This window comes from Demequina ureilytica (genome assembly GCF_048553575.1).
Taxonomy (GTDB): Bacteria; Actinomycetota; Actinomycetes; order Actinomycetales; family Demequinaceae; genus Demequina.
The window spans coordinates 1,075,233-1,094,471 of record NZ_JBLZIE010000001.1; the positions used below are offsets into that span (position 1 = coordinate 1,075,233).

Genomic DNA, 19,239 nt, shown 5'->3' on the forward strand with positions numbered 1-19,239 from the left:
AGCCCACATTAGGTGGTGTGGGGATGCCGCTGCCATCGCGGAAATCACTGCACCAAGTTTCTCATTGTTAACAACAGATGACAAGGGGTTGACGGTGTGTCATCTGACACAGCGCACTCAACGGCTAGCGTGTCGTCCATGAGCACAACGACTGGGATCGGGCCGCCGTTGCGGGCCGCGGCCGGGGTCATCGTGGGAGTCGAGGCCGCGGCGCTGGTGGCGGTGGGCGTGTGGTTCGTCACGAGCGCCCTCACGCGTGATGACGCGGGTGCCATGTCCATTGGCATCGCCGTCCTCGCGGCAGCGGGGGGCGCTGCGCTGGGCTGGGTGAGCATCGCGCTGTGGCGCGGATCGACGTCTCCGCGTGGTCTGGGGCTGACGTGGCAGGTGCTGCAGTGCGCGGTCGGCGTCACCGTGCTCGAGTGGTCCGCCCCAGCGGGAGTGGTGATCATCGTCTCGGCGCTCACCGCAGCCGCGCTGCTCATCGGCGATGCACGTCGCGACGCCCCGTCGGCCTCGGGTGGCGGCGCTGACGCACCGGGTGCGGAGGACGGATCACTCTAAACCGTCGGGACTCAGCGGGAGTTGCAGGGCAAGGGCGCGGCCGCCCCGGACCATCACTGCACGGCCGGCAACCGGCACCGGATCGGTGAGCCCGCGCCAGTCGTGCGGGCACAGCTGACGGACCCCGCGTGGGCTGGGCTGGACCATCACCACGGTCGTCGCCGTCGCCGGAACCAGGGTGGGCAGTTCGACCGTGTGGACCTCCACGCCTTGCAGACGGCCCAACAGCCCGTCCCGCGCGGGCCCGTCCGGTCCCACCACGGCGACGGGGCCGCGCGGCGCATGGATGATCCTGGCGTCGTCACCACCGATGCCGAGCGCCCCTTCCGGGACAGTGATCTCCTGTGCGAACGGCAGTGCCCTGACGAGCGTCGTGGACTCCACCGACTCGCACGAGGGCAGTTGAGCGAGGTCCCATTCGCCTCTGTGGCGGACGTGCGCACGTCCAGCAGCCGGCGCCCCGGCATTCTCGATCAGCGCGCGCGGCACCCCCCACTGCGACGCGACACCTGGGTCTGCGCCGCCGAGGACGGCGAGCATAGCGGCGGCGGACGTGAGCCGCTGCGGGACCGACAGGCTTCCGGCCGCAGCAGTCGGTAATCCGAGCGGCGCCCGGTGCGCGAGGTCCTCGAGACCGGCCCCATCGTCGACGGCGGCCAGTCGCGTGAGCGCCGCGTCCAGATCGTCGATGAGCAGCAGCACGTCGGGGCGCACGGCGGCGAGCACGAGCGTGCGCGAAGCGAGGCGCGCATCCGCCGGTAGCCATACGGGCGCGAGTCGGGCGCGGTGCGCGTGAGCGGCGAAGGACCGTAGCGCCGCCGAGCGCCCCGAACGCGCGGGGCCGACGATGACGGCCGGCCCCTCTCGCGGGTCCCATGAGGCGATCTCCTGTCGACGCTCCTCGGGGATGTCGACCAACGCCGCCGGGATCGTGGCGCTGTCCACTGACGGCGCCTCCCAACGAGACGGGAGCGGCTCGCGCCACAGCGGTTGAGCATGAGCGTGGCCCCGCCACCGCGCGGCGGCGGCCTGCGCCAGCGGAGCGCCATGAGGCACCGCCTCGCCCACCCGTGCCACACCCGGGGAGCGCTCGGCGCTCGGCGCCGCCAACTGCAGCTCGGTGTGCAGGGTGCCGCGAGCGAGGACGGCCCGCCCGGGTGTGGAGGAGGGGATCACAGCGGCGTCCGCCGTGCCGAGCAGGTCCCTCGACTCAGCGGCGGAGGCGACGCGGAGCGCGATCGTGGTGGACACATTCGCGCGCACCTCTGGTGTCACCGCTCCCGCCGGCCGTTGGGTTGCGAGCACGAGGTGGAGGCCGAGGGAACGCCCCTGAGCCGCGAGCCGCGCCAGATCCGGCAGGAAGGCCGGGTGGCTGGCCACGATCTCCTGATACTCGTCGATCAGCACCACCAGGCGCGGTGGTGCTCCTTCGAGCTGCTCCCACTCCGCCAGCGATCCCAGCCCGCGCTCATACAGTGCGGCCTTGCGCGCCGCGAGCTCGTGAGACAGTCCCGCGAGGGCGCGACGGGCAAGTGCTCCGTCGAGATCCGTGAGCGTGGCGGCCACGTGCGGCAGCCCCATGCAGGCGCGCAGCCCGGCCCCGCCTTTGAAGTCGACGAGTGCGAGGGTGAGGTCCTGCGGGGAGTGAGCATGCGCGAGGGCGCTCACGATGGTGTCGAGAGCCACGGACTTGCCCGAGCCGGTGGTTCCGGCGACCAGGACGTGTGGACCGTCGGCGTCGAGGTCGAGGGCCACCGGTCCGTCGCGTGCGATGCCGATCAAGATGCGCATCCTGCGACCGGTGGCCGCGGCGCCGTCCCCGGCCTCTTGCCGGAGGCTGAGGTCGCCCCACCTCAGCGCTCGCGGCAGGGCATCGTCGGCGCGTAGAGAGGCTCGGCGTCTCGCCGCCAGCTCGGCCGCCGTCTCCGAGACTGACAGCGGGAGCAGCGTGCGCGGTCCGGAACCGTGGTCCTCGATCCGGCGGTCAGGTCCGACGTCGACGCGCACCGAGCACCAGGACGGCCATGCGCCACCGGGTGAGACCGCCACCAGGGGCTCGACGCCGCGCTCCGGCGCGAGCCACCGCATCCATGGCTCGTTCCACTCGTCGCCGGCGAGACGCCTCCCCCGCTCGAGCAGCACCGCCCGCACGTAGCCGCGCACGGCGGGCGTCTGGCCACGCACCGCGATCGCGCCGCCCGGGGCAGGAGGCTCCTCCGTGGTCCGGCTACGCCTCTTCAGCAGCGGTGCCAACCACGGGGCGACAGCCGGCAGGATGCCCACCACAGCGAGCTGCCATCGGCCGGTGAGGGCGGCGAGGGTCGCGCCCGATGCGAGGCCTCCGACGAGCGCCGCCCATCGGTGCGAACCGGTGCTGGCAGGTGCGTGAGCGGCAGGGAGCGGAGGGGGTGCCGACGTGGTGGGGTCCACGAGGACGATGCGCGATCGCCCGACAGTGAACCCCTGGCCCGGATGCAGCCGTCGCAACCGCGGAGCGCTCGTCCCATTGACTGAGCCCACGTCGCGCACGCGTGGTGAACGGCCGCCGGTGACGAGAGCGTGCGCGGCGCTCACGGCGGGATCGTCGAGACGCAGGTCGGCCACTCCACCCCGGCCCACGAGGACCGGTCGGTCTAGGGCGACCGTGTGGCCCGCATCGGGCCCTTCCGTCACACGCAGATGCGGGCCCGGCTCCGCGACACAGGCAGGCGCGGGGTGCGCCGTCAGCCGTGCTCCGTGGATGAGCGGCGTGACGCCCGCTGGGTGATCAGGGTCGAGCTCGACCGGTCCGCACCAGGCGCGGTCGAGCCCTGCGGCGGCGATGACTTCTGCGGCGCGCGTGCCCGCCCTGACCTCGAGGTCCACGTCACCGGGCCCTGTGATGAGCATGACGCCATCGTGACGCGTCCCGGCCCGCTTGCGCGGGCAGATCGGCCCTGCCTGTGGACACGCAGTGACACCTGTGTACGCCGTCGGGGGGCGGGGGGCAGTGGGGCCTAGCGAGTCGCGCTATCGCCGGTGGCGGGCACTGGCTCGACCTCGCCCGTGCCCGTGACGATACCGGCGTACCAGCGGTAAGAGCGATCAATGTAGGTGCGCGGAATGCGCTGCAGCGAGTACCCCGAATGGGTCACGTGGGACTCCACCACGACGTCGGGATCGGTGGTCCACGGCACGTCGTCCATCTGCCGGGTGAGGACCAGTGGTGGCGTTCCCCACGCGGCGGCCATCTCGGCAAGCGCGTCGGTGCCCGGCGGCGAGAGCGCGAGCACCACAGGAACGTCGCACATCACCCGCAGCGACCCGTAGTGGGAGCTCGTGCCGACGAGCACGATGGGCCTGCCAGGGTCGATGCCGCACAGCTCATCCAGTTGCGCACGCGCGCCGCTCATCTCGCGGGAGGTGACGTTCACCGCACCGGACACGGGGTACTCGTCGCCGGGCACGATCGACACCCACGTGGTGAGCGGCAGGGCCACCATGAGCCCCGCGGCGCCACGACGCCACAGCGCACGGGCGGCGGGCGTCCGCGCGAGCCCGGTGAGCGCCCACGCCGCAGCTGCGGCCGCGAGCACGAAACCCGGCATGGTCGCGGGCTCGAAACGTCGGATCGCCCACAACTGGTCGGGAACGATCGAGGGCCGCCACAGGTAGATGAGAGTAGGCGCCATCACGGCGCCGAGGAAGACCGCCCAGCCTCCGTCGCGCCGCACCATCCGGTACGTTGCCAGCCCCAACCCGAGGAAGGCGAGCACCACGAGCGGCCACGTCAGGTAGTAGGACAGCCACGTGACCGTCGATTCGGCATACGTGCGCGTGGGCTCGATCGGCAGCCCCTGAGAGGACTGAAAGCCCTCGACCACACCGTTCGTGAACTGATCCCTGGCGTCCTCGGTGCCGCGGTGGACGGTCGTCCACAGCGGCCTGGAGGCGAGGATGGCCATGCCCGCGACGACGAGACCACCCGCGGCGAGCGCGCCCCGGCGTCCCACCGCATCGGCCGTCGCGGACAGCCACCTGTCCGCGCGCGCGCGACGTGTCCATAGCAGCGCCCACACTGCCCCCGCGACGGCGACGACGCCGTAGGCGGCGAGCAGCGCATACGCCTCGTCCGCCAGGCGTTCGAGGTACTCCGCGCTCCACCGATCGAGCGCTGCGTAACCGAGTCCGAGCGTCGTTGCCTGCAGCCCGATGAACGCAAGTGCGGCGCGCCTGCGCCATTGCCGGTCCGCATCGGCCAGCGCGAGCGCGACGCCCACCCCGGCGAGCGCGCCGACCGCCGAGGCCGCGCCGTCGATGCGGATGAAGGTCGTGGCACCGGAGGCGATCGCGCCCGCCGCGAGCAGGGGTATCGAGCGCTGCTCGACGCCGCGCCACGCCCACAAGATGCCGCCGATGATGAGCAGCAGCGTGAGCGGCTCGGTGTATGCGGGGCGGGACAGGCCGATGTGAGAGACCGTGAGCGCAAGCGCTCCGGCGGGGGCGAGGGCTGCGAGGGGACTCAGGAACCTTCGTGCGACGGCGAAGACCGCCAGGATGCCGAGCGCGCCGATCACGACATTCGCGGCGAGCACCCCGGTGTCGCCGGCGACCCATCCGCCGATGGCGATCGTGGCAGGCAGCATCTTGGCGCCCTGCGGCTGGATCACGTCGCCTGCCAGGTTCCAGGCCTCGTTCGCGTCCGGGACGGCCGATGCGTGGGCGGCGGCGGCTTCCACGGCACCGGCGGCGGGGATGTCGGTGTGGGGATGGTCGACGAGCCACAGTCCCGACAGGGTGAGGAACCCGGGGTCGCGGACCACGATGACGTACTCCGCCGCGAGCGCGATGTTCACGACCGACCACGCGATCGCTCCGCCCACGGCGATCGCCCCAGCGCGCGCATCGGCCGTTGTCGGGACGCCCCGTGGACTGAGCGGCCGCCACGCCATCGCCACGACGACCGCCGCGGCGGGCAGCACGGTCCACCAGTGGTGCGCGCCCACAGAGACTGCGCCACCCGCTCCGAGCGCGAGCGCGATGCCGATGAGCACGAGTCGCTCAGGCGCGGACGCGAGCGCGCGCAGCGCGGGGGATTGGACGGGCGCCGGCGTGGCGTCCTGGGCGGTGGCGGTCACGAGGCACCAGGCTAGTCGCGGGCGGTCACCCGCGTGATCGGGCCGCACGGCGACGCGAATTCTTGGGCGTTGCAAACGCCCCGCACGCGGGTAGTGTTGCCCCATGACGCGAATAGTCTTGGTCGAAGATGACCCGACCATTTCAGAACCCTTGACTCGTGCTTTGAGTAGAGAAGGCTACGACGTCGCCTGGCACGGCAATGGAATGGGAGGGGTCGGAGCCGCCGACGAGGCGGATCTGGTCATCCTCGACCTCGGCCTCCCCGACATCGACGGTGTGGACGTGGCCCGCAGAATCCGGGACAAGGGGCTGCAGGTGCCCATCCTCATGCTGACCGCTCGCGCCGATGAGGTGGACCTGGTGGTCGGGCTCGACGCCGGCGCCGACGACTACGTGACCAAGCCGTTCCGGCTGGCGGAGCTGCTCGCGCGCGTGCGCGCGCTGCTGCGACGTCGCCTCACCGCCGATGACGCGCAGGACCTCGCTGTGCGCGGCGTGCGTGTCGATGTCGCGGGTCACCGAGCGTTCCTCGACGACCGCGAGCTGCAGTTGAGCGGCAAGGAGTTCGACCTGCTCCACCTGCTAGTCGCGAACGCCGGTTCCGTCGTATCGCGGGACACGCTGATGCGCGAGGTATGGGAGGCCGACCCCGGTGCTCCGTCCAAGACGCTCGACATGCACGTGTCGTGGCTGCGGCGCAAGCTCGGCGACGACGCCTCGGACCCCTCGTACATCACCACCGTGCGTGGGATGGGCTTCCGGTTCGAGAACGACGAGTAGGCGGTCCCCGTGCGGCGCCGCGTGCTGCAGGCCACCCTGTCGGCTCTCGCCGTCGCGGTGATCCTGCTGGGAATCCCGTTGGGATTCTTCTCCGCGCAGTTGGTGCGCGACGATGCGCTGCGCGACCTGGAGCTCAGGACCGTGACGGCCGCGAGGGCGCTCGACGTGCGCCTGCGCGCGGGCGAGACCATCACCGAGGACAATCTGTCCTCCTACGTCTCGAGTGCCCCCGGGGCTGGGTCCTACATCTATGTGCAGCTTCCTGACGGCGACGAGCTGACGTCCGGCACCGAGCCGTCATCCGCGTTCGCCGAGTCCTACGTGACGGAGACCGGGATCGTCGTGGTGATGTCGGTCGACTGGTGGGACGTCTTCTGGCAGGCCGCCCGCTACGTCGGTCTCGTGCTGGTGCTGGGGGTGATCGCGGTCACCGCTGGCATGGCGATCGCGATCTGGCTGGCGAACCGGCTGGTCGCGCCGTTGCTGTACCTGGCAGCGAGCGCCGAGCAGCTCGGTTCCGGCCAGGTCCGACCGCGTCTCGAGCACACCGGCGTCGAGGAGATCGATCAGGTCGCGGAGGAGCTGTCGCGCAGCGCGGACCGGATGGCGGCGCGGCTTGCCGTGGAGCGGCAGTTCGCCTCCGACGCTTCCCACCAGCTGCGCACGCCGCTCACCGCGCTCACCATGCGCCTGGAGGAGATCGCGGCCACGACCTCGCAGGACGATGTGCGCGAGGAGGCCGAGAAGTCGCTCGAGCAGGTCGAACGGCTCGTGGGAGTCGTCGACGACCTGCTGGGACGTTCCCGCCGCGCGCTCGGGTCCGGAACCGAGCTCGTGGTGCTCCAAGACGTGCTCGATCAACAGCGCGAGGAATGGTCGCAACCGTTCCGCTCTGCGGGACGACGGCTGGACATCCGCGATTCCGACGCCACCGCGTTCGCGACCCCTGGCGGGCTCGCGCAGGTGCTTGCGACTCTCATCGAGAACTCCCTGCATCACGGCGGCGGCACGACCACCGTCGCCGTGCGTGCCTCCGGCGCGAGCCACGCGATCGTGATCGAGGTGCGGGACGAGGGCGAGGGCGTTCCCGAGGACCTCGCGCCTCGCATCTTCGAACGCGAGGTGACGGGTGGCCGTGGCACCGGGCTGGGCCTGGCGCTGGCGCGCGACCTCGTGACCGCCGACGGCGGCCGCTTGGAGCTCGCGCAGCGCGTGCCGGCGGCCTTCGCGGTGTTCCTGCAGGGAGTCCCGCAGATGGTCGACCTGGACACCGTGGTGCCACACGGGCTCGCCGTCAGGCCGCGTCGCCACCGCTAGCGGGCGGCTCCCCGGTGGGGCGCTGTGCAGGCGTCGCCGCGTGGAACACGAAGAGCGAGTACCCCGCGTACCTCGCGATGGTCGCCAGGCCGATGCCGATCACCGACGCGACATTGTCCGCGAGCAACGAGGTGTAGCCGAGACCGTGGTGGCTCGTCGCCACCACCGCCGCCTCGAGCACCAGGGCGACGCCGTTGACTGCCACGAATAGGAGGATCTCGCGCGACGCCCCGTGGCGGCGCCCGCCGCGGAAAGTCCAGCCCCGGTGCGCCCACCACGCGAAGGCGATCGACACCACCGTCGCGATCACCTTGGCGGTGACCACTCTGTCCTCGTCACCCGCCACCTCCGCGTTGGGCGAGAGCGGTCCGAGCCGCAGCAGATTGAACACGCCAAGGTTCACCACGACGCCGGTCGCACCCACGGCGGCGAAGCGCGCGAGTTGGCTCCCACGCTCCCGGACCCAGGCTGTGACGTTCACGAGGGGGAGCCTAGCCGCCGGTAGGTTGGGCCCATGAACTCACCCATCGTCGCCGTCGTCGGCGGGGGCCAGCTCGCGCGGATGATGGCGCCCGCGGCGACGGCCCTCGGCATCACCCTCAGAGTCCTCGTCGAGTCCGAGCAGGCCTCGGCAGCCGGCGCCGCCCACGAGACCGTGGTGGGTCTGCCCACCGACCCCGACGCCGTGCGCCGCCTGCTCGGGGCGCCCCGCCCAGATGTCGTCACCTGGGAGCACGAGCACATTCCCGCCGAGGTGTTCGACCAGTGTGCCGCGGCCAGGGTGCCCGCCAGGCCGGGTGCCCAGGCTCTCCGCTTTGCGCAGGACAAGATCGAGATGCGCGCGCGCATGGATGAGCTCCGGCTGCCCAACCCGGCATGGCGGGTGGTGGAGACAGATGCCGACGTCGCGGCGTTCCTCGACGCCCATGGGGGCCAGGGCGTGCTCAAGACAGCTCGCGGCGGGTACGACGGCAAGGGCGTGCGGGTGATCCGTGAGGTGGCCGATGCGCACGACTGGATCGCGTCGGCCGCCGCAGGCGGGCCGCGCCTGCTGATCGAGGCGAAGGTCGGCTTCCGACGCGAGCTTGCAGTGCAGGTGGCCCGTCGGCCCAGCGGCGACTGCGCGGTGTGGCCGGTAGTGGAGTCCATCCAGCGCGACGGGGTCTGCTCCGAGGTGACCGCCCCCGCTCCTGACCTCGCTCCCGAGCTCGCCGAACAGGCACGGGCGATGGCGATCACCATCGCCGAGTCGCTCGACGTGACCGGCGTGCTCGCCGTCGAGTTGTTCGAGGTCGAGGGCGCCCTGATCATCAACGAGCTCGCCATGCGTCCGCACAACTCCGGCCACTGGAGCATCGACGGTGCCGTCACCAGTCAGTTCGAGCAGCACCTCAGGGCGGTCCTCGACCTGCCATTGGGCGACACCGCTGCGCATTCGCCGTGGACCGTCATGGCGAACGTGCTCGGCGGAGAGCGCCAGGATCTGGGCGACGCGCTGGTCGAGGTGGGCGACCCGGGGGCCAAGGTGCATCTGTACGGCAAGGGTGTCCGGCGGGGGCGCAAGGTTGGACACGTCACCGTGACCGGCGCCGACTGCGACGACACCTACCGCAGGGCCGTCGAGGCGGCCGCTATCGTGAGGGACGGAGGTGCGGCATGAGTGAGAACCCCACCGTCGGGCTCGTGATGGGCTCCGACTCGGACTGGCCGGTCATGCAGGCCGCAGGCGATGCGTTGCGCGAGTTCGGCATCCCCTACGAGAAGGATGTGGTGTCGGCGCACCGCATGCCCGACGAGATGATCGCCTACGGACGCGACGCGGAGGAGCGCGGGCTGCGGGTGATCATTGCTGGTGCCGGTGGTGCCGCGCATCTGCCCGGCATGCTCGCTGCCGTGACGAATCTCCCCGTGATCGGTGTGCCGGTTCCGCTGTCGCGGCTCGATGGGATGGACTCGCTGCTGTCGATCGTCCAGATGCCGGCAGGAGTGCCGGTCGCCACGGTGTCGATCGGGGGCGCACGCAACGCGGGCCTGCTCGCGGCCCGCATCCTGGGGGCCGGGGAGTCAGATGAGGCGGCGCGCATCCGTTCGCGCATGACCGAGTTCAGAGAAGAACTCCGGCAGGCTGCGCACGCCAAGGGCGAGGCGCTCCGCTCGACCGAGTGACCGAGTGACCGAGTGACCGAGTGACGCCGAAGCGTCGCGGCGACGGTCACGACCGGCCGCAACCCGGCTGCCCGGGCTAGGGCATCACGCAACTGTCGAGGATCTCTTGCTCAGTCTCGCGCTTGGGCTCGGGTGTCGTGCTCGGCCCCGGAGTCGCGCTCGCCGAGGTCGTCGGGCTTGGTGTCGCGGAGGTCGAGGGCTCGGTGGTCGGGCCGGCGTCGGGCTCGTCGAGCACGATTGGCGTGTCGTTCGCGATGCTCTCCCACATCGCGGCGGCCTCCGCCTCTTTCCACAGCACGTCTCCGCTGCCGTCTCCTGCGTACTCCCACGGGACCGTGGCGAACACGAGGTTCTGGGTGTCGAAGTTCCGTAGCGAATAGGCCAGGCCCACGATGTTGTTGACGCGCGCCAGCTCCGTGTCCACCGTCAGGGATTCGGCCGCAGACCGGGTGAACTGAGTCAGCTCCGGGACGTCCGTGAGGAGGTTGGCCCCAAGGACCTTGCGGACGGTGTTGGTGAGCAGTTCCTGCTGGCGCTCGATGCGCATCAGATCGGTGCCGTCGCCGAGCCCGCTGCCGGTGCGTGCGCGGGCGAACGCGAGCGCGGTCTCGCCGTCGAGCACCTGCGGCCCGGCCGTGAGGTCGAGATTCGCCTTGGGGGCATACATGTCTTGCGGGATGCACATCGGGATTCCGCCGAGCGAATCGACCATTTTTTGGAAGCCGGAGAAGTCGACCATCATGAAGTGGCCGTTGAAGTCGACTCCGGTGAGGTCGGTGATGGTGCGCATCACGCATGCGGCGCCCTCACCACGATTGCCGTTCTGGCCGCCGTTGGCGAGCGCGATGTTGAACTTGCCGGTCCAGCCGGTGACGGTCGTGCCGTCGAACATCTGGCAGTCGGAGATGCGGACTCGCGAGTCGCGCGGGATCGACACGACCTCGACGCGAGAGCGGTCCGCGGAGATGTGCAGGACCATGGTGGTGTCGCCGCGCATTCCTTCCAGTTCTGCGAGGCCACCGATCTCCGCATTCTCGCCATCGCGCTCGTCGGTGCCGATGAGCGCGATGTTGAGCGCTTCTCCGGCAGCGAAGTCGTTGGGCCCGGTGCTCTCGGGGTCCTTCGTCGAGTCGGCTTCGCTGACCAGGAGCGAGGACACGTCGTGAGTCTCGAAGGCTCCCACGGCAAGCTGCATGTACGTCGCACCGCCGACTGCGGCGAACCCCAGGATGGCTGCGGAGGCCGCCGCGAGGGTGCCGAGCACGCGCCGGTGGACGGCGCGGGACGCGTGGCGTGGGCGCACGGGCCGGGTCGGTGCCGGCATGGGCTCCTCCATTAGGGCGGCGAGATCTCAGAAGCAGGCGGCTGCTGGGCAGGTAACGCACCGGTGCGTGCGTCGGTTCCCGCACGATAGCGCACTGCCCCGTGCACCGGTCACGGCTCGCACGCGGCCAGGATGTCGTCGATGGCATCGGACCCCGCTCCTGGCGTGATCGAAGGCGAGCCCGACAGGGCGTCGTCGCCGTCCGATCCATCATCCCACGCGCTCGTCGCGTCGTCCTCGTCGGTCACGGAAAGGGGACGATCCTCGCGGATGTCGTCGAACATCTGCGGCGCGTTCTCCGCGAGCACCACGCTCAGACGATCGTCCGTGTACTCCCACGGCACGGTGGTGACGGTGAGGTCGTCCGCAGACAGCCCGCGCAGGCTGTACGCGAGCCGGATCATGAAGTCCAGGCTCCCGAGCTCCTGGTCGGTGGTGAGAGATTCCGCGCCTGCGCGCAGGAAGCTCGTGAGCTCGGCGGCGTCTGTGAAGAGGCTCTTCGCGCGCGCTGTACGCAAGGTCTGCTCGAGCAGCTCCTGCTGGCGATTGATGCGCTGGAGATCGGAGCCGGAGACTTCGCCCACCTCTGCGGTACGGAGCCGTGCCCACCCGAGGGCCTCCGCTCCCGACAGCACCTGCGGTCCCGCCTCGAGGTCGAGTCCGGCCTTTGCCGACACGATCGGCTCGGGGATGCACATCGGTATGCCGTCGAGAGCGTCGACCATGCGAGTGAAGCCCTCGAAGTCGAGGACGGCCCAGTGGTCGATGCGGATGCCCGTGATGTCGTGCACGGTGTTGATGGTGCATGCAGCGGCCTCTGCTGGGTCTCCTTGGCGCGCGCCGTGGCTGAAGGCCGCGTTGAACTTGCCGTGGCCTCCCGGAACCTCAGTGCCGTCGAAGAGGGTGCAGTCGGGTATCTCCACCTGCAGGTCGCGGGGGATCGACATGAGGTCGACGCGTTGTCGGTCGCCCGAGACGTGCGCGAGGACGGTCGCGTCGCTGCGCATGCCTTCCGCCCCGGCGCCACCGATCTCACTGTTGGCGCCCGTTCGTGAGTCCGAGCCGATCAGCAGGATGTTGCGCGGGCGCGTCTCGCGCACGTCCGTGGGCGCATCAGGGGTCGCGGTCACGAGTTGGGTGAGGTCCCGTGGGTCGATGGCACCGCCGAACTGAGCGGCGAGCGTCTGGAGCCAGACGAGCCCGAATCCCGCGACGGCGGCCAACGCGACGGCCACAGTGCGGCCAAGGGCGTGCGATCGGCCACGGCGAGCGTGTTTCATCGAACGCGGTGGCCTCGGCATGCGTACCTCCTCGTGGTTTCGGGAGACCGGCGAGTGTGAAGCCAGTCTCCCTCAGCATGAAAGGTTCTCAGATAGCCTACGTGTCGTGCCTGCGTTGACCGCTCTTGCCCCGCTACCGGGAGTCTCGGTGGTGATGTCGGTGCGCAACGAGGAGGCCGCTCTGGCGACCTCGGTGGCGGCGGTGCGCGCGGCGGGATACCAAGGAGCGATCGAGGTCATCGTCGCCGTCGGGCCGTCGGATGATGCCACGGCCGAGATCGCGGCCTCCCTCGAGAGAGCGGGCGACATCACCGTCGTCCAGAATGCGAGCGGGCTGACGCCCGACGGTCTGAACGCTGCCATCGCCGCAGCTCACCACGACGTCATCGTGCGCATGGACGGGCACGCGCGCATGCCGGTCGGATACATCGACCTTGCCGTCGAGGCGCTGCGTCTCACCGGCGCCGCCAATGTGGGCGGTCGGATGGTGCCCGTCTCGCCCACCGTCTTCGGAAGGGCGGTCGCCGTGGCGATGGGATCGCGCTGGGGACTCGGTGGTGCGAGCCACCGCCAGGGGGGCCGCGAGCAGGCAGTCGCCTCCGTGTACTTGGGCGCATTCCGGCGCGAGGCGCTCGCGGACGTCGGCGGCTATGACAGCCGGTTCGTGCGCGCCCAGGACTGGGAGCTGAACCATCGACTTCGCGAGGCCGGATACGTGGTGTGGTTCGTGCCCGAGATGGCGGTGCCGTACACGCCGCGGTCGGGCTGGTCCGCGCTTCGTCGGCAGTTCTTCGCGTCTGGCCAGTGGCGGCGGGAGGTGACCCGCACGCACCCTGAGAGTCGCACGTTGAGATATCTGGCGGCGCCGACCATGGTGGCGGTGAACGGGTGCGCCATCGCCGTGGCGGCGGCGGGGCTCGCGACGGGAACGCCGGCGCTGGCCTGGGCGCTCGCGGCACCGGCCGGGTACATTCTTGGCACGCTGGTGGGCAGTGTGTGGCTGCTTCCGAGGGCGGGCGTGCTTGCCACGGCAGTGATGCCCGTCGTGCTCATTACCATGCATGTTGCCTGGGGCGTCGGATATCTGTGTGGTGTGCGCTACTCTCGACTTGACGCATAGGGATGACAACGGTGTAATTCCTACATGCAGGAACTCCTGCAGCGGCGAATCGGAGGACGGCCTATGTGGAATATCTACGAAGGCGCAGTGCCCTCAGACGCAGGGGTGCCCGCCCCGACCCTCGCATCGGTCGTGGACATCTTCGACGGGGCAGATGACGACGGACCCCTTGGCTGGCAAGAACGCGCGCTGTGCGCTCAGACGGACCCGGAGGCCTTCTTTCCCGAGAAGGGCGGCTCCACCCGCGAGGCCAAGAAGGTCTGCGCCTCGTGCGACGTCCGTTCCGAGTGCCTCGACTACGCGCTGGAGAATGACGAGCGGTTCGGCATCTGGGGCGGACTGTCGGAGCGCGAGCGGCGCAAGCTCAAGCGTCGCGCTGTCTAGCCGGTCGGCCTGCGTGGGCATCGCATGAGTCCCGCGCGCCTGACGGTGCGCGCTGTGGTGGTGAGTGACGGCCGCGCGCCTCAACTCCCAGCCGCGCTCGACGCGATCGTCGCCCAGGACCCCGCACCCGACCAGGTGCACCTCCTCCTCACCTCTGACGTCGACACACCCACTCAGGGCTGGGACCCGCGCATCGACGTGCGGCGGGTCGCTGCGCAGTCGTGGGGCGAGGCCGTCGCGCTGCTCGTGGCAGACGTCCCTGCGACGCCTCACGAGCTGTTGTGGCTCCTCCATGACGACATGCTGCCGCTGCCCGGCGCTCTTGCCGAGCTGACGTCCACGGCACGCAAGCGCACGCGAGCCGGCGTCATCGGCGCGGCCCAGGTGCGCTGGGATGATCCTTCACGGCTGGTCGGCCTCGGCACTACCACCTCGCGCGTCGGTGCGCGCCGACTCGCGCTCGTCGAAGAGGAGGACGTCAACCAGGGCCAGTACGACGACCGCGACGACGTCCTGGCGGTGTCTTTGGGAGGCTCGCTCGTTAGGCGCGAGGCGTGGGATCTGCTCGGCGGTACGGATCCGGGGTGCGACGGCTGGTCGGAGAGCCTCGACCTCTGCCGCCGTGCCTGGCGATCCGGCTGGGACGTCGTCGTCGTGCCAGCCGCCAAGGTGCGACACAGCCAGGAGCGGCTGTATGGAAGACGCGGCGGTTCGGGCGGCGGCAGGCGCTCGACCTACACGCTGCGCCGTGCCTCGGAGTGGTATCACGCGCTCGCCTTCGCCCCTGCGTGGGCCGTGCCACTGCTCTTGGTGTGGACAGTCCTGTCCGCGCTCGCGCGCGCGGTGCTGCGGGTGGCCCAGAACGAGCCGCGGCTGCTCATCGCGGACCTGCTGGTGCCGTGGCGGGTGCTCTCGCTTGTTCCGCATCTGCCCGGTTCGCGTCGACGGGTGCGCGCCGCAGGGCGCGCCGGTAGCGCCGCGGAGAAGAGCCTGCTGGCTGGGCCGCGACAGATCGCTCATCACGTGCGCGCCGTGGAGTTCGGTGTGCGCGATCGCCGCCGGACCGCAGCGGCGCCCTCGGACGTGGTCAAGGGCGAGCTGCTGGCCGCGCGCCGGCATCGGCGCACCGTGCTCGCGGTCCTCGCCGCCGTGCTTGCGGCCTTCTCGGTCGCCATGCATCCCGAGTGGCTCGCGGGGGTGGTGCGCGGCGAGATGCTGACCGGCAGCGTGCTGGGCGTCACCGACCTCGGGATCGGGTCGTTGTGGGACCGCGCGCTGACCGGATGGACGCCCCAGGCGCTGGGCGCTCCAGCGATCGACGCCGGCCTCAGCGCGCTGCTGCTTCCCTTCGCTGCGTTCCCGGGAGGTCTGGCGGTCGGGTTGGGGCTACTGCTGATCTTCGCTCCGCTCGCAGGGGGAGCAGGGATGTGGGCCGTATCGGGGGCGTTCACGCGCTCGTTGGTCGCCCGTTCGCTGGCCGCAATGCTGTACGCGTTGTGGCTCCCGGCCCTGCTGTCCGTCGAACAAGGGCGGGTCGGTGCCGTCATCGTGCACATCGCGCTGCCGTGGGTCGTGCTGGGTCTGGCCCGCGCGGGCGGCTGGCAGCGCGGCGAGCGCATCGGCGCCGGTGACGAGCACCCTCCCCGGCCCCCGTCGTCCAGCGCGGCGATGGGCGCCGCCGCAGTGCTGGGCGTGGTCGTCATCGCCGCGCCCGTGCTGTTGGTGCCCGCGCTGGTGGGCCTGGCCGCGCTGGGTGCGGCCGCCGGCCGGTTGCGGTGGCGCATCTGGGGGGTCGCGATCCCCGCCGTGGTCGCCTCCGTCCCGGGACTGATCGCGGCCTGGAACGCGGGCCCGTTCAGCAGCGACGCCCTTGCGATCCTGTTCCGTGAGCCAGGGCCCAGTGCCTCCTCCGCCGTGCAGTCCGCGCTTGATCTGCTGACGGGCCTCGAGCTGGGTGTGGAGGGAGTCCCGGAGGCGCTCACCCTGGGTGTCCGCGGGCTGGCCGCGCTCGTCGCACTCGCCGCCGTCGTTGCCGCGCTGGTGAGCCGGCGCCGCGCGCTGTCGGCGCTCGCGCTGGCAGCTGCTGCCATGGGGTTGGCCGTAGCCGTGATTGCCCAGGGAGTGACGCTCTCTCCCGACGCCGGTGCCGGCGCCGCATCGGCAGCCGGCTGGTACGGGCCTGGCATGTCGATGGTCGCCGTGTCCTTCCTGGTGACGATCTGCGCCACAGGCGCGGACGTGTGGTTCGACGGTGACGGTGCTGGGCGTGCGTGGCGCCGCGCCGGCGCGGTCATCATGGCAGCCGTCGTCGCGTTGGCCACTGCCGGCGCCGCGGCCGCCCAGGTGTGGCCGTCGCGAGACGCGCAGGGCGACGTCCATCCGACGCCGCGAGCCGTGCTGCCGCTGGTGGCAGCCCTCGAGCAAGGAACGACAGACCGTCAGCGGGTGCTGACGCTCGCGGACACGGATGACGGCGTGGTCTACGCAGTGCTGTCCTCCGACGGCTCCGTGGTGCTCTCGTCGGCCGCGACTCTCGAGACGGATGGCTCCGCTGCGGTGCGGGCCGGGGCGCCGCCCCTAGCGAGCGCCGCCGATGTGGGGGAGCCCGTCGCTGGCCTGGTGGCGTCCGCTGACGGTGCCGCGGGAGCGCTCGCCGACTGGGGCATCGGGGTCGTGGTGGCGGCGCCGGGCTCCGAACAGATCGCCGACGCGCTTGCTCAGACGCCGGGTCTGACGCTCATGGGCGCATCCGACGTGGGCACATCGTGGCGCATCGGCTCGCCCGAGGGTCAGGGGCGCGTGTCGCGGGCGTGGCTCGAGACTCTTGACGGAGTTCGCCCGGCTGCCGCGAGTCACGCGTCGGGTACGGTCCGGGCACCGGGGCCGGGGACGCTCGTGGTGGCCGAGGCGGCCGACCCTGCCTGGGGCGCGACGCTCGATGGCTCCGCGATCCCGTCCGTCGAGGATCCACTCGGCCGCCAGGCATTCGCCGTCGGCAGCGCGGGAGACGTCGTGTTCTCGTATGACGATCGCGGCTACCGCGCCTGGTTCTGGGCCGCAGCGGCCGCCCTGGCGTGGGCAGCTATCGGCGCGATCCCCGCGCGGTCCCGGCGCGCCACGGAGGAGGACCACAGATGATCCGCACCATCGCCTTAGGGGCGGCCCTGCTGGGACTCGCCGCCGTCATCGCTCTCGACGCCCCCTCGCAAGGAGGCGCGCCTTCCGCGACCGTCACCTACGCCTCGGAGCCGCGCACCCTGCCGTCGGTGTGCCCCGGCGCTCAGACGGTCCCAGTGGGTGACATCCAGTCGGGGGACGCCGAGCTCGGCTCGGGCTCCACCGACGTCGCCTTCGACGTGCTGCCCCCCGGAGGCGAGGTGATCGATCAGGGCACCGCCTTCGAGCAGGTCGGCAGCTCCCTCGAGCGCATCGGTTCAGGCGACATCGCGGGCCTCGCAGGCCTTACCTGCCCCCCCACGTCGGGAGACCAGTGGTTGGTGGGAGGCTCCACCGCGCTGGGGTCGAGCGCCCGGCTGGTGCTGTCGAACCCAGCAGATACGCCAGTGAGCGCGGAAGTCGCTCTCCACACCCCGGTGGGCGCCGTGGACGGCGCGACATCCGTGGTCATCGGTCCCGGCGCCCAACGCACGCTGCTGCTCGAGGGCATCGAGCCGGAGATGCCGTCGGTGGCGGTCCGGGTGACGGCGGGAGGCCTGGGCGTCAGCGCCGCGCTGCAGGATTCGCGGCTTGACGGATTCACGCCCGCGGGCACGGACTGGGTGACGCCGTCGGACGTGGGGCAGGAGCTCGCCGTGCTCGTCCCCGCAGAATCCGACGGCGAGGCGCGTGCGACCCTCGCGCTGATCTCCCCTGAGGGTGCTCAGGTCGAGCTCGCGATGGCAGGGGAGCAAGGCGCGGTGCCGTGGATCGGCGAGTCCTCGCTCACGCTCGAGGCGGGGGTGCTGACGGAGGTGCCCATACCGCAGGCGGGATCCGGGACCGTGCTCATCGACGCCACCGGGCCGGTCACGGCCGCCGCGCGAGTGGAGGTTCCGCGGTCATCGCCGTCGCGCGGCGGCGACACGGCATACGACATCGCGTGGACGGGTTCGCAGCTGCGAGGCCAGGCGGGAGAACGGGCGGTCGTGGTCCCGCCGGGCAATGTCGCGCTGCAGGTGCATGGCGACGAGGCGGGAGTGGTCGTGTTCGACGCCGCCGGCTCGCCGCTCGACGTCACTGTGACCGACGAGACCACCGCACGTGTGAGCGTGGGCTTCGAGCCCGGCACCCTGCTGTCGAGCACGTCGGAGGCTTCCTGGTCGCTGGTCGTGACGGACGAGCCCGGGTTCATCACCACCCTCGAGCCGGTGTCCATCGAACTGTCCTCGGTGGATACCGAGGTCACCGTCGACGGCCGCTACCCCGTCCCCGTCACCGGCGACTAGGTGCCGTAGAGGGGATCGATGTCCTCAGGGGCCCGGCCCAGGACCGCGCCGACCTGCTCAGCGAGGACGTCCCGGACGAGAGCCCCCACGTCCTCGGGCTCCGCGCGCAGTTCCATGGGTCGGCGATAGAGCACCACACGAGTGGGTTGTCCCAGATCGGCGGGGAAGACTCGGCCGAGCGGCACGCCGTCCTCCCACGGGGTCGGATCCGACGGCGGAACGTCCTCGGCGGCGAAGTCGATACGACCCCACCGCGAGCCCCACCGGCTCTCGAGGCGCTCGGCACCATCGCGCACCCAGTCGTCGAAGATGTCACCCCGAGTGCGGTATCCGGGGGCGTCGTACGGGAGGAGGGGCGCGCGCAGCCCGCGTTCGTGGCGATCCCGGCGTCCCATGGCGCCCACGCTACCCGCGCATCGGCGTGGCAGCCTCAAGCCGCACGGTGGCCCGGGTAGCGTCCCAGTCGTGAAGTCGACTCGGCAGTGCTCCCGCACCTCATGCTCCCGCCCTGCGGCGGCGACGCTGACGTACGTGTATGCCGATTCGACCGTGGTGGTCGGCCAGCTCGCGGCAGATGCCGAGCCGCACAGTTACGACCTGTGCTCGCATCACGCCGACCGGTTCTCCGCTCCGCGCGGATGGGACGTGGTGCACATCCACCAGGAGTTCGTGGACGCCGGCCCGTCTCCCGACGATCTCGACGCCCTCGCTCGTGCCGTGGGGGGGGGGGGGGGGGACCCG

At 71.1% G+C, this 19,239-nt stretch carries 16 protein-coding genes; 10 read left to right on the plus strand and 6 right to left on the minus strand.

Going from position 1 to position 19,239, the window contains the following annotated elements:
- Positions 1-138: 138 nt before the first annotated feature.
- Complete coding sequence (locus ACNI3K_RS04925; RefSeq protein WP_419390731.1) at positions 139-564, plus strand: hypothetical protein; 426 nt, start codon at positions 139-141, stop codon at positions 562-564.
- Here the strand turns inward: ACNI3K_RS04925 and ACNI3K_RS04930 are convergent.
- Positions 556-3,453: an FHA domain-containing protein gene (locus ACNI3K_RS04930; protein WP_419390732.1), complete on the minus strand. Its 2,898-nt coding sequence runs from the start codon at positions 3,451-3,453 to the stop codon at positions 556-558. The two genes, ACNI3K_RS04925 and ACNI3K_RS04930, sit on opposite strands and share 9 nt — an antisense overlap.
- A 107-nt stretch (positions 3,454-3,560) precedes the next feature.
- Positions 3,561-5,681, minus strand: coding sequence for a glycosyltransferase family protein (locus ACNI3K_RS04935; RefSeq protein ID WP_419390733.1), 2,121 nt, complete (start codon positions 5,679-5,681; stop codon positions 3,561-3,563).
- A gap of 103 nt (positions 5,682-5,784) precedes the next feature.
- Here ACNI3K_RS04935 and ACNI3K_RS04940 point away from each other — a divergent pair, with 103 nt between their 5' ends.
- Entirely contained in the window at positions 5,785-6,462 is a 678-nt protein-coding gene (locus tag ACNI3K_RS04940) for a response regulator transcription factor (protein ID WP_419390734.1), read from the plus strand.
- 9 nt (positions 6,463-6,471) lie between these two features.
- A complete protein-coding gene (locus ACNI3K_RS04945; RefSeq protein WP_419390735.1) occupies positions 6,472-7,779 on the plus strand; it encodes a sensor histidine kinase in 1,308 nt (435 codons plus the stop codon).
- Here ACNI3K_RS04945 and ACNI3K_RS04950 read toward each other — a convergent pair.
- Positions 7,757-8,260 carry a GtrA family protein gene (locus tag ACNI3K_RS04950; RefSeq protein WP_419390736.1) on the minus strand — a complete coding sequence of 168 codons (504 nt, stop codon included), beginning with the start codon at positions 8,258-8,260 and terminating at the stop codon, positions 7,757-7,759. The two genes, ACNI3K_RS04945 and ACNI3K_RS04950, sit on opposite strands and share 23 nt — an antisense overlap.
- A gap of 33 nt (positions 8,261-8,293) precedes the next feature.
- Between ACNI3K_RS04950 and ACNI3K_RS04955 the strand changes: the two genes are divergently transcribed.
- Both ACNI3K_RS04955 and purE read left to right on the plus strand, forming a co-directional pair.
- On the plus strand, positions 8,294-9,439 hold the full coding sequence (locus tag ACNI3K_RS04955; RefSeq protein ID WP_419390737.1) for a 5-(carboxyamino)imidazole ribonucleotide synthase: 1,146 nt from the start codon (positions 8,294-8,296) through the stop codon (positions 9,437-9,439).
- Positions 9,436-9,945 carry a 5-(carboxyamino)imidazole ribonucleotide mutase gene (purE, locus tag ACNI3K_RS04960; protein WP_419390738.1) on the plus strand — a complete coding sequence of 170 codons (510 nt, stop codon included), beginning with the start codon at positions 9,436-9,438 and terminating at the stop codon, positions 9,943-9,945. Before ACNI3K_RS04955 ends, purE begins: the two co-directional genes overlap by 4 nt.
- Before the next feature lie 76 nt (positions 9,946-10,021).
- Here the strand turns inward: purE and ACNI3K_RS04965 are convergent, their stop codons facing one another.
- Positions 10,022-11,269, minus strand: coding sequence for an LCP family protein (locus ACNI3K_RS04965; RefSeq protein WP_419390739.1), 1,248 nt, complete (start codon positions 11,267-11,269; stop codon positions 10,022-10,024).
- Between the two features lie 110 nt (positions 11,270-11,379).
- Positions 11,380-12,504 carry an LCP family protein gene (locus ACNI3K_RS04970; RefSeq protein ID WP_419390740.1) on the minus strand — a complete coding sequence of 375 codons (1,125 nt, stop codon included), beginning with the start codon at positions 12,502-12,504 and terminating at the stop codon, positions 11,380-11,382.
- A gap of 151 nt (positions 12,505-12,655) precedes the next feature.
- On the opposite strand from ACNI3K_RS04970, the gene ACNI3K_RS04975 reads away from it, so the two are divergent.
- The 4 genes from ACNI3K_RS04975 (at position 12,656) to ACNI3K_RS04990 (ending at position 18,498) form a co-directional block, all read left to right on the plus strand.
- A complete protein-coding gene (locus ACNI3K_RS04975; RefSeq protein WP_419390741.1) occupies positions 12,656-13,669 on the plus strand; it encodes a glycosyltransferase family 2 protein in 1,014 nt (337 codons plus the stop codon).
- A gap of 63 nt (positions 13,670-13,732) precedes the next feature.
- On the plus strand, positions 13,733-14,053 hold the full coding sequence (locus ACNI3K_RS04980) for a WhiB family transcriptional regulator (RefSeq protein ID WP_419390742.1): 321 nt from the start codon (positions 13,733-13,735) through the stop codon (positions 14,051-14,053).
- A 24-nt stretch (positions 14,054-14,077) separates the two neighbouring features.
- On the plus strand, positions 14,078-17,191 hold the full coding sequence (locus ACNI3K_RS04985) for a glycosyltransferase family 2 protein (RefSeq protein ID WP_419390743.1): 3,114 nt from the start codon (positions 14,078-14,080) through the stop codon (positions 17,189-17,191).
- Entirely contained in the window at positions 17,188-18,498 is a 1,311-nt protein-coding gene (locus tag ACNI3K_RS04990) for a DUF5719 family protein (RefSeq protein WP_419390744.1), read from the plus strand. Before ACNI3K_RS04985 ends, ACNI3K_RS04990 begins: the two co-directional genes overlap by 4 nt.
- Here ACNI3K_RS04990 and ACNI3K_RS04995 read toward each other — a convergent pair.
- Positions 18,495-18,893, minus strand: a complete 399-nt coding sequence (locus ACNI3K_RS04995) for a metallopeptidase family protein (protein ID WP_419390745.1) — start codon at positions 18,891-18,893, stop codon at positions 18,495-18,497. The two genes, ACNI3K_RS04990 and ACNI3K_RS04995, sit on opposite strands and share 4 nt — an antisense overlap.
- Before the next feature lie 70 nt (positions 18,894-18,963).
- Here ACNI3K_RS04995 and ACNI3K_RS05000 point away from each other — a divergent pair.
- Positions 18,964-19,239: DUF3499 domain-containing protein (locus ACNI3K_RS05000; RefSeq protein WP_419390746.1), on the plus strand; the 276-nt coding region annotated here is incomplete at its 3' end.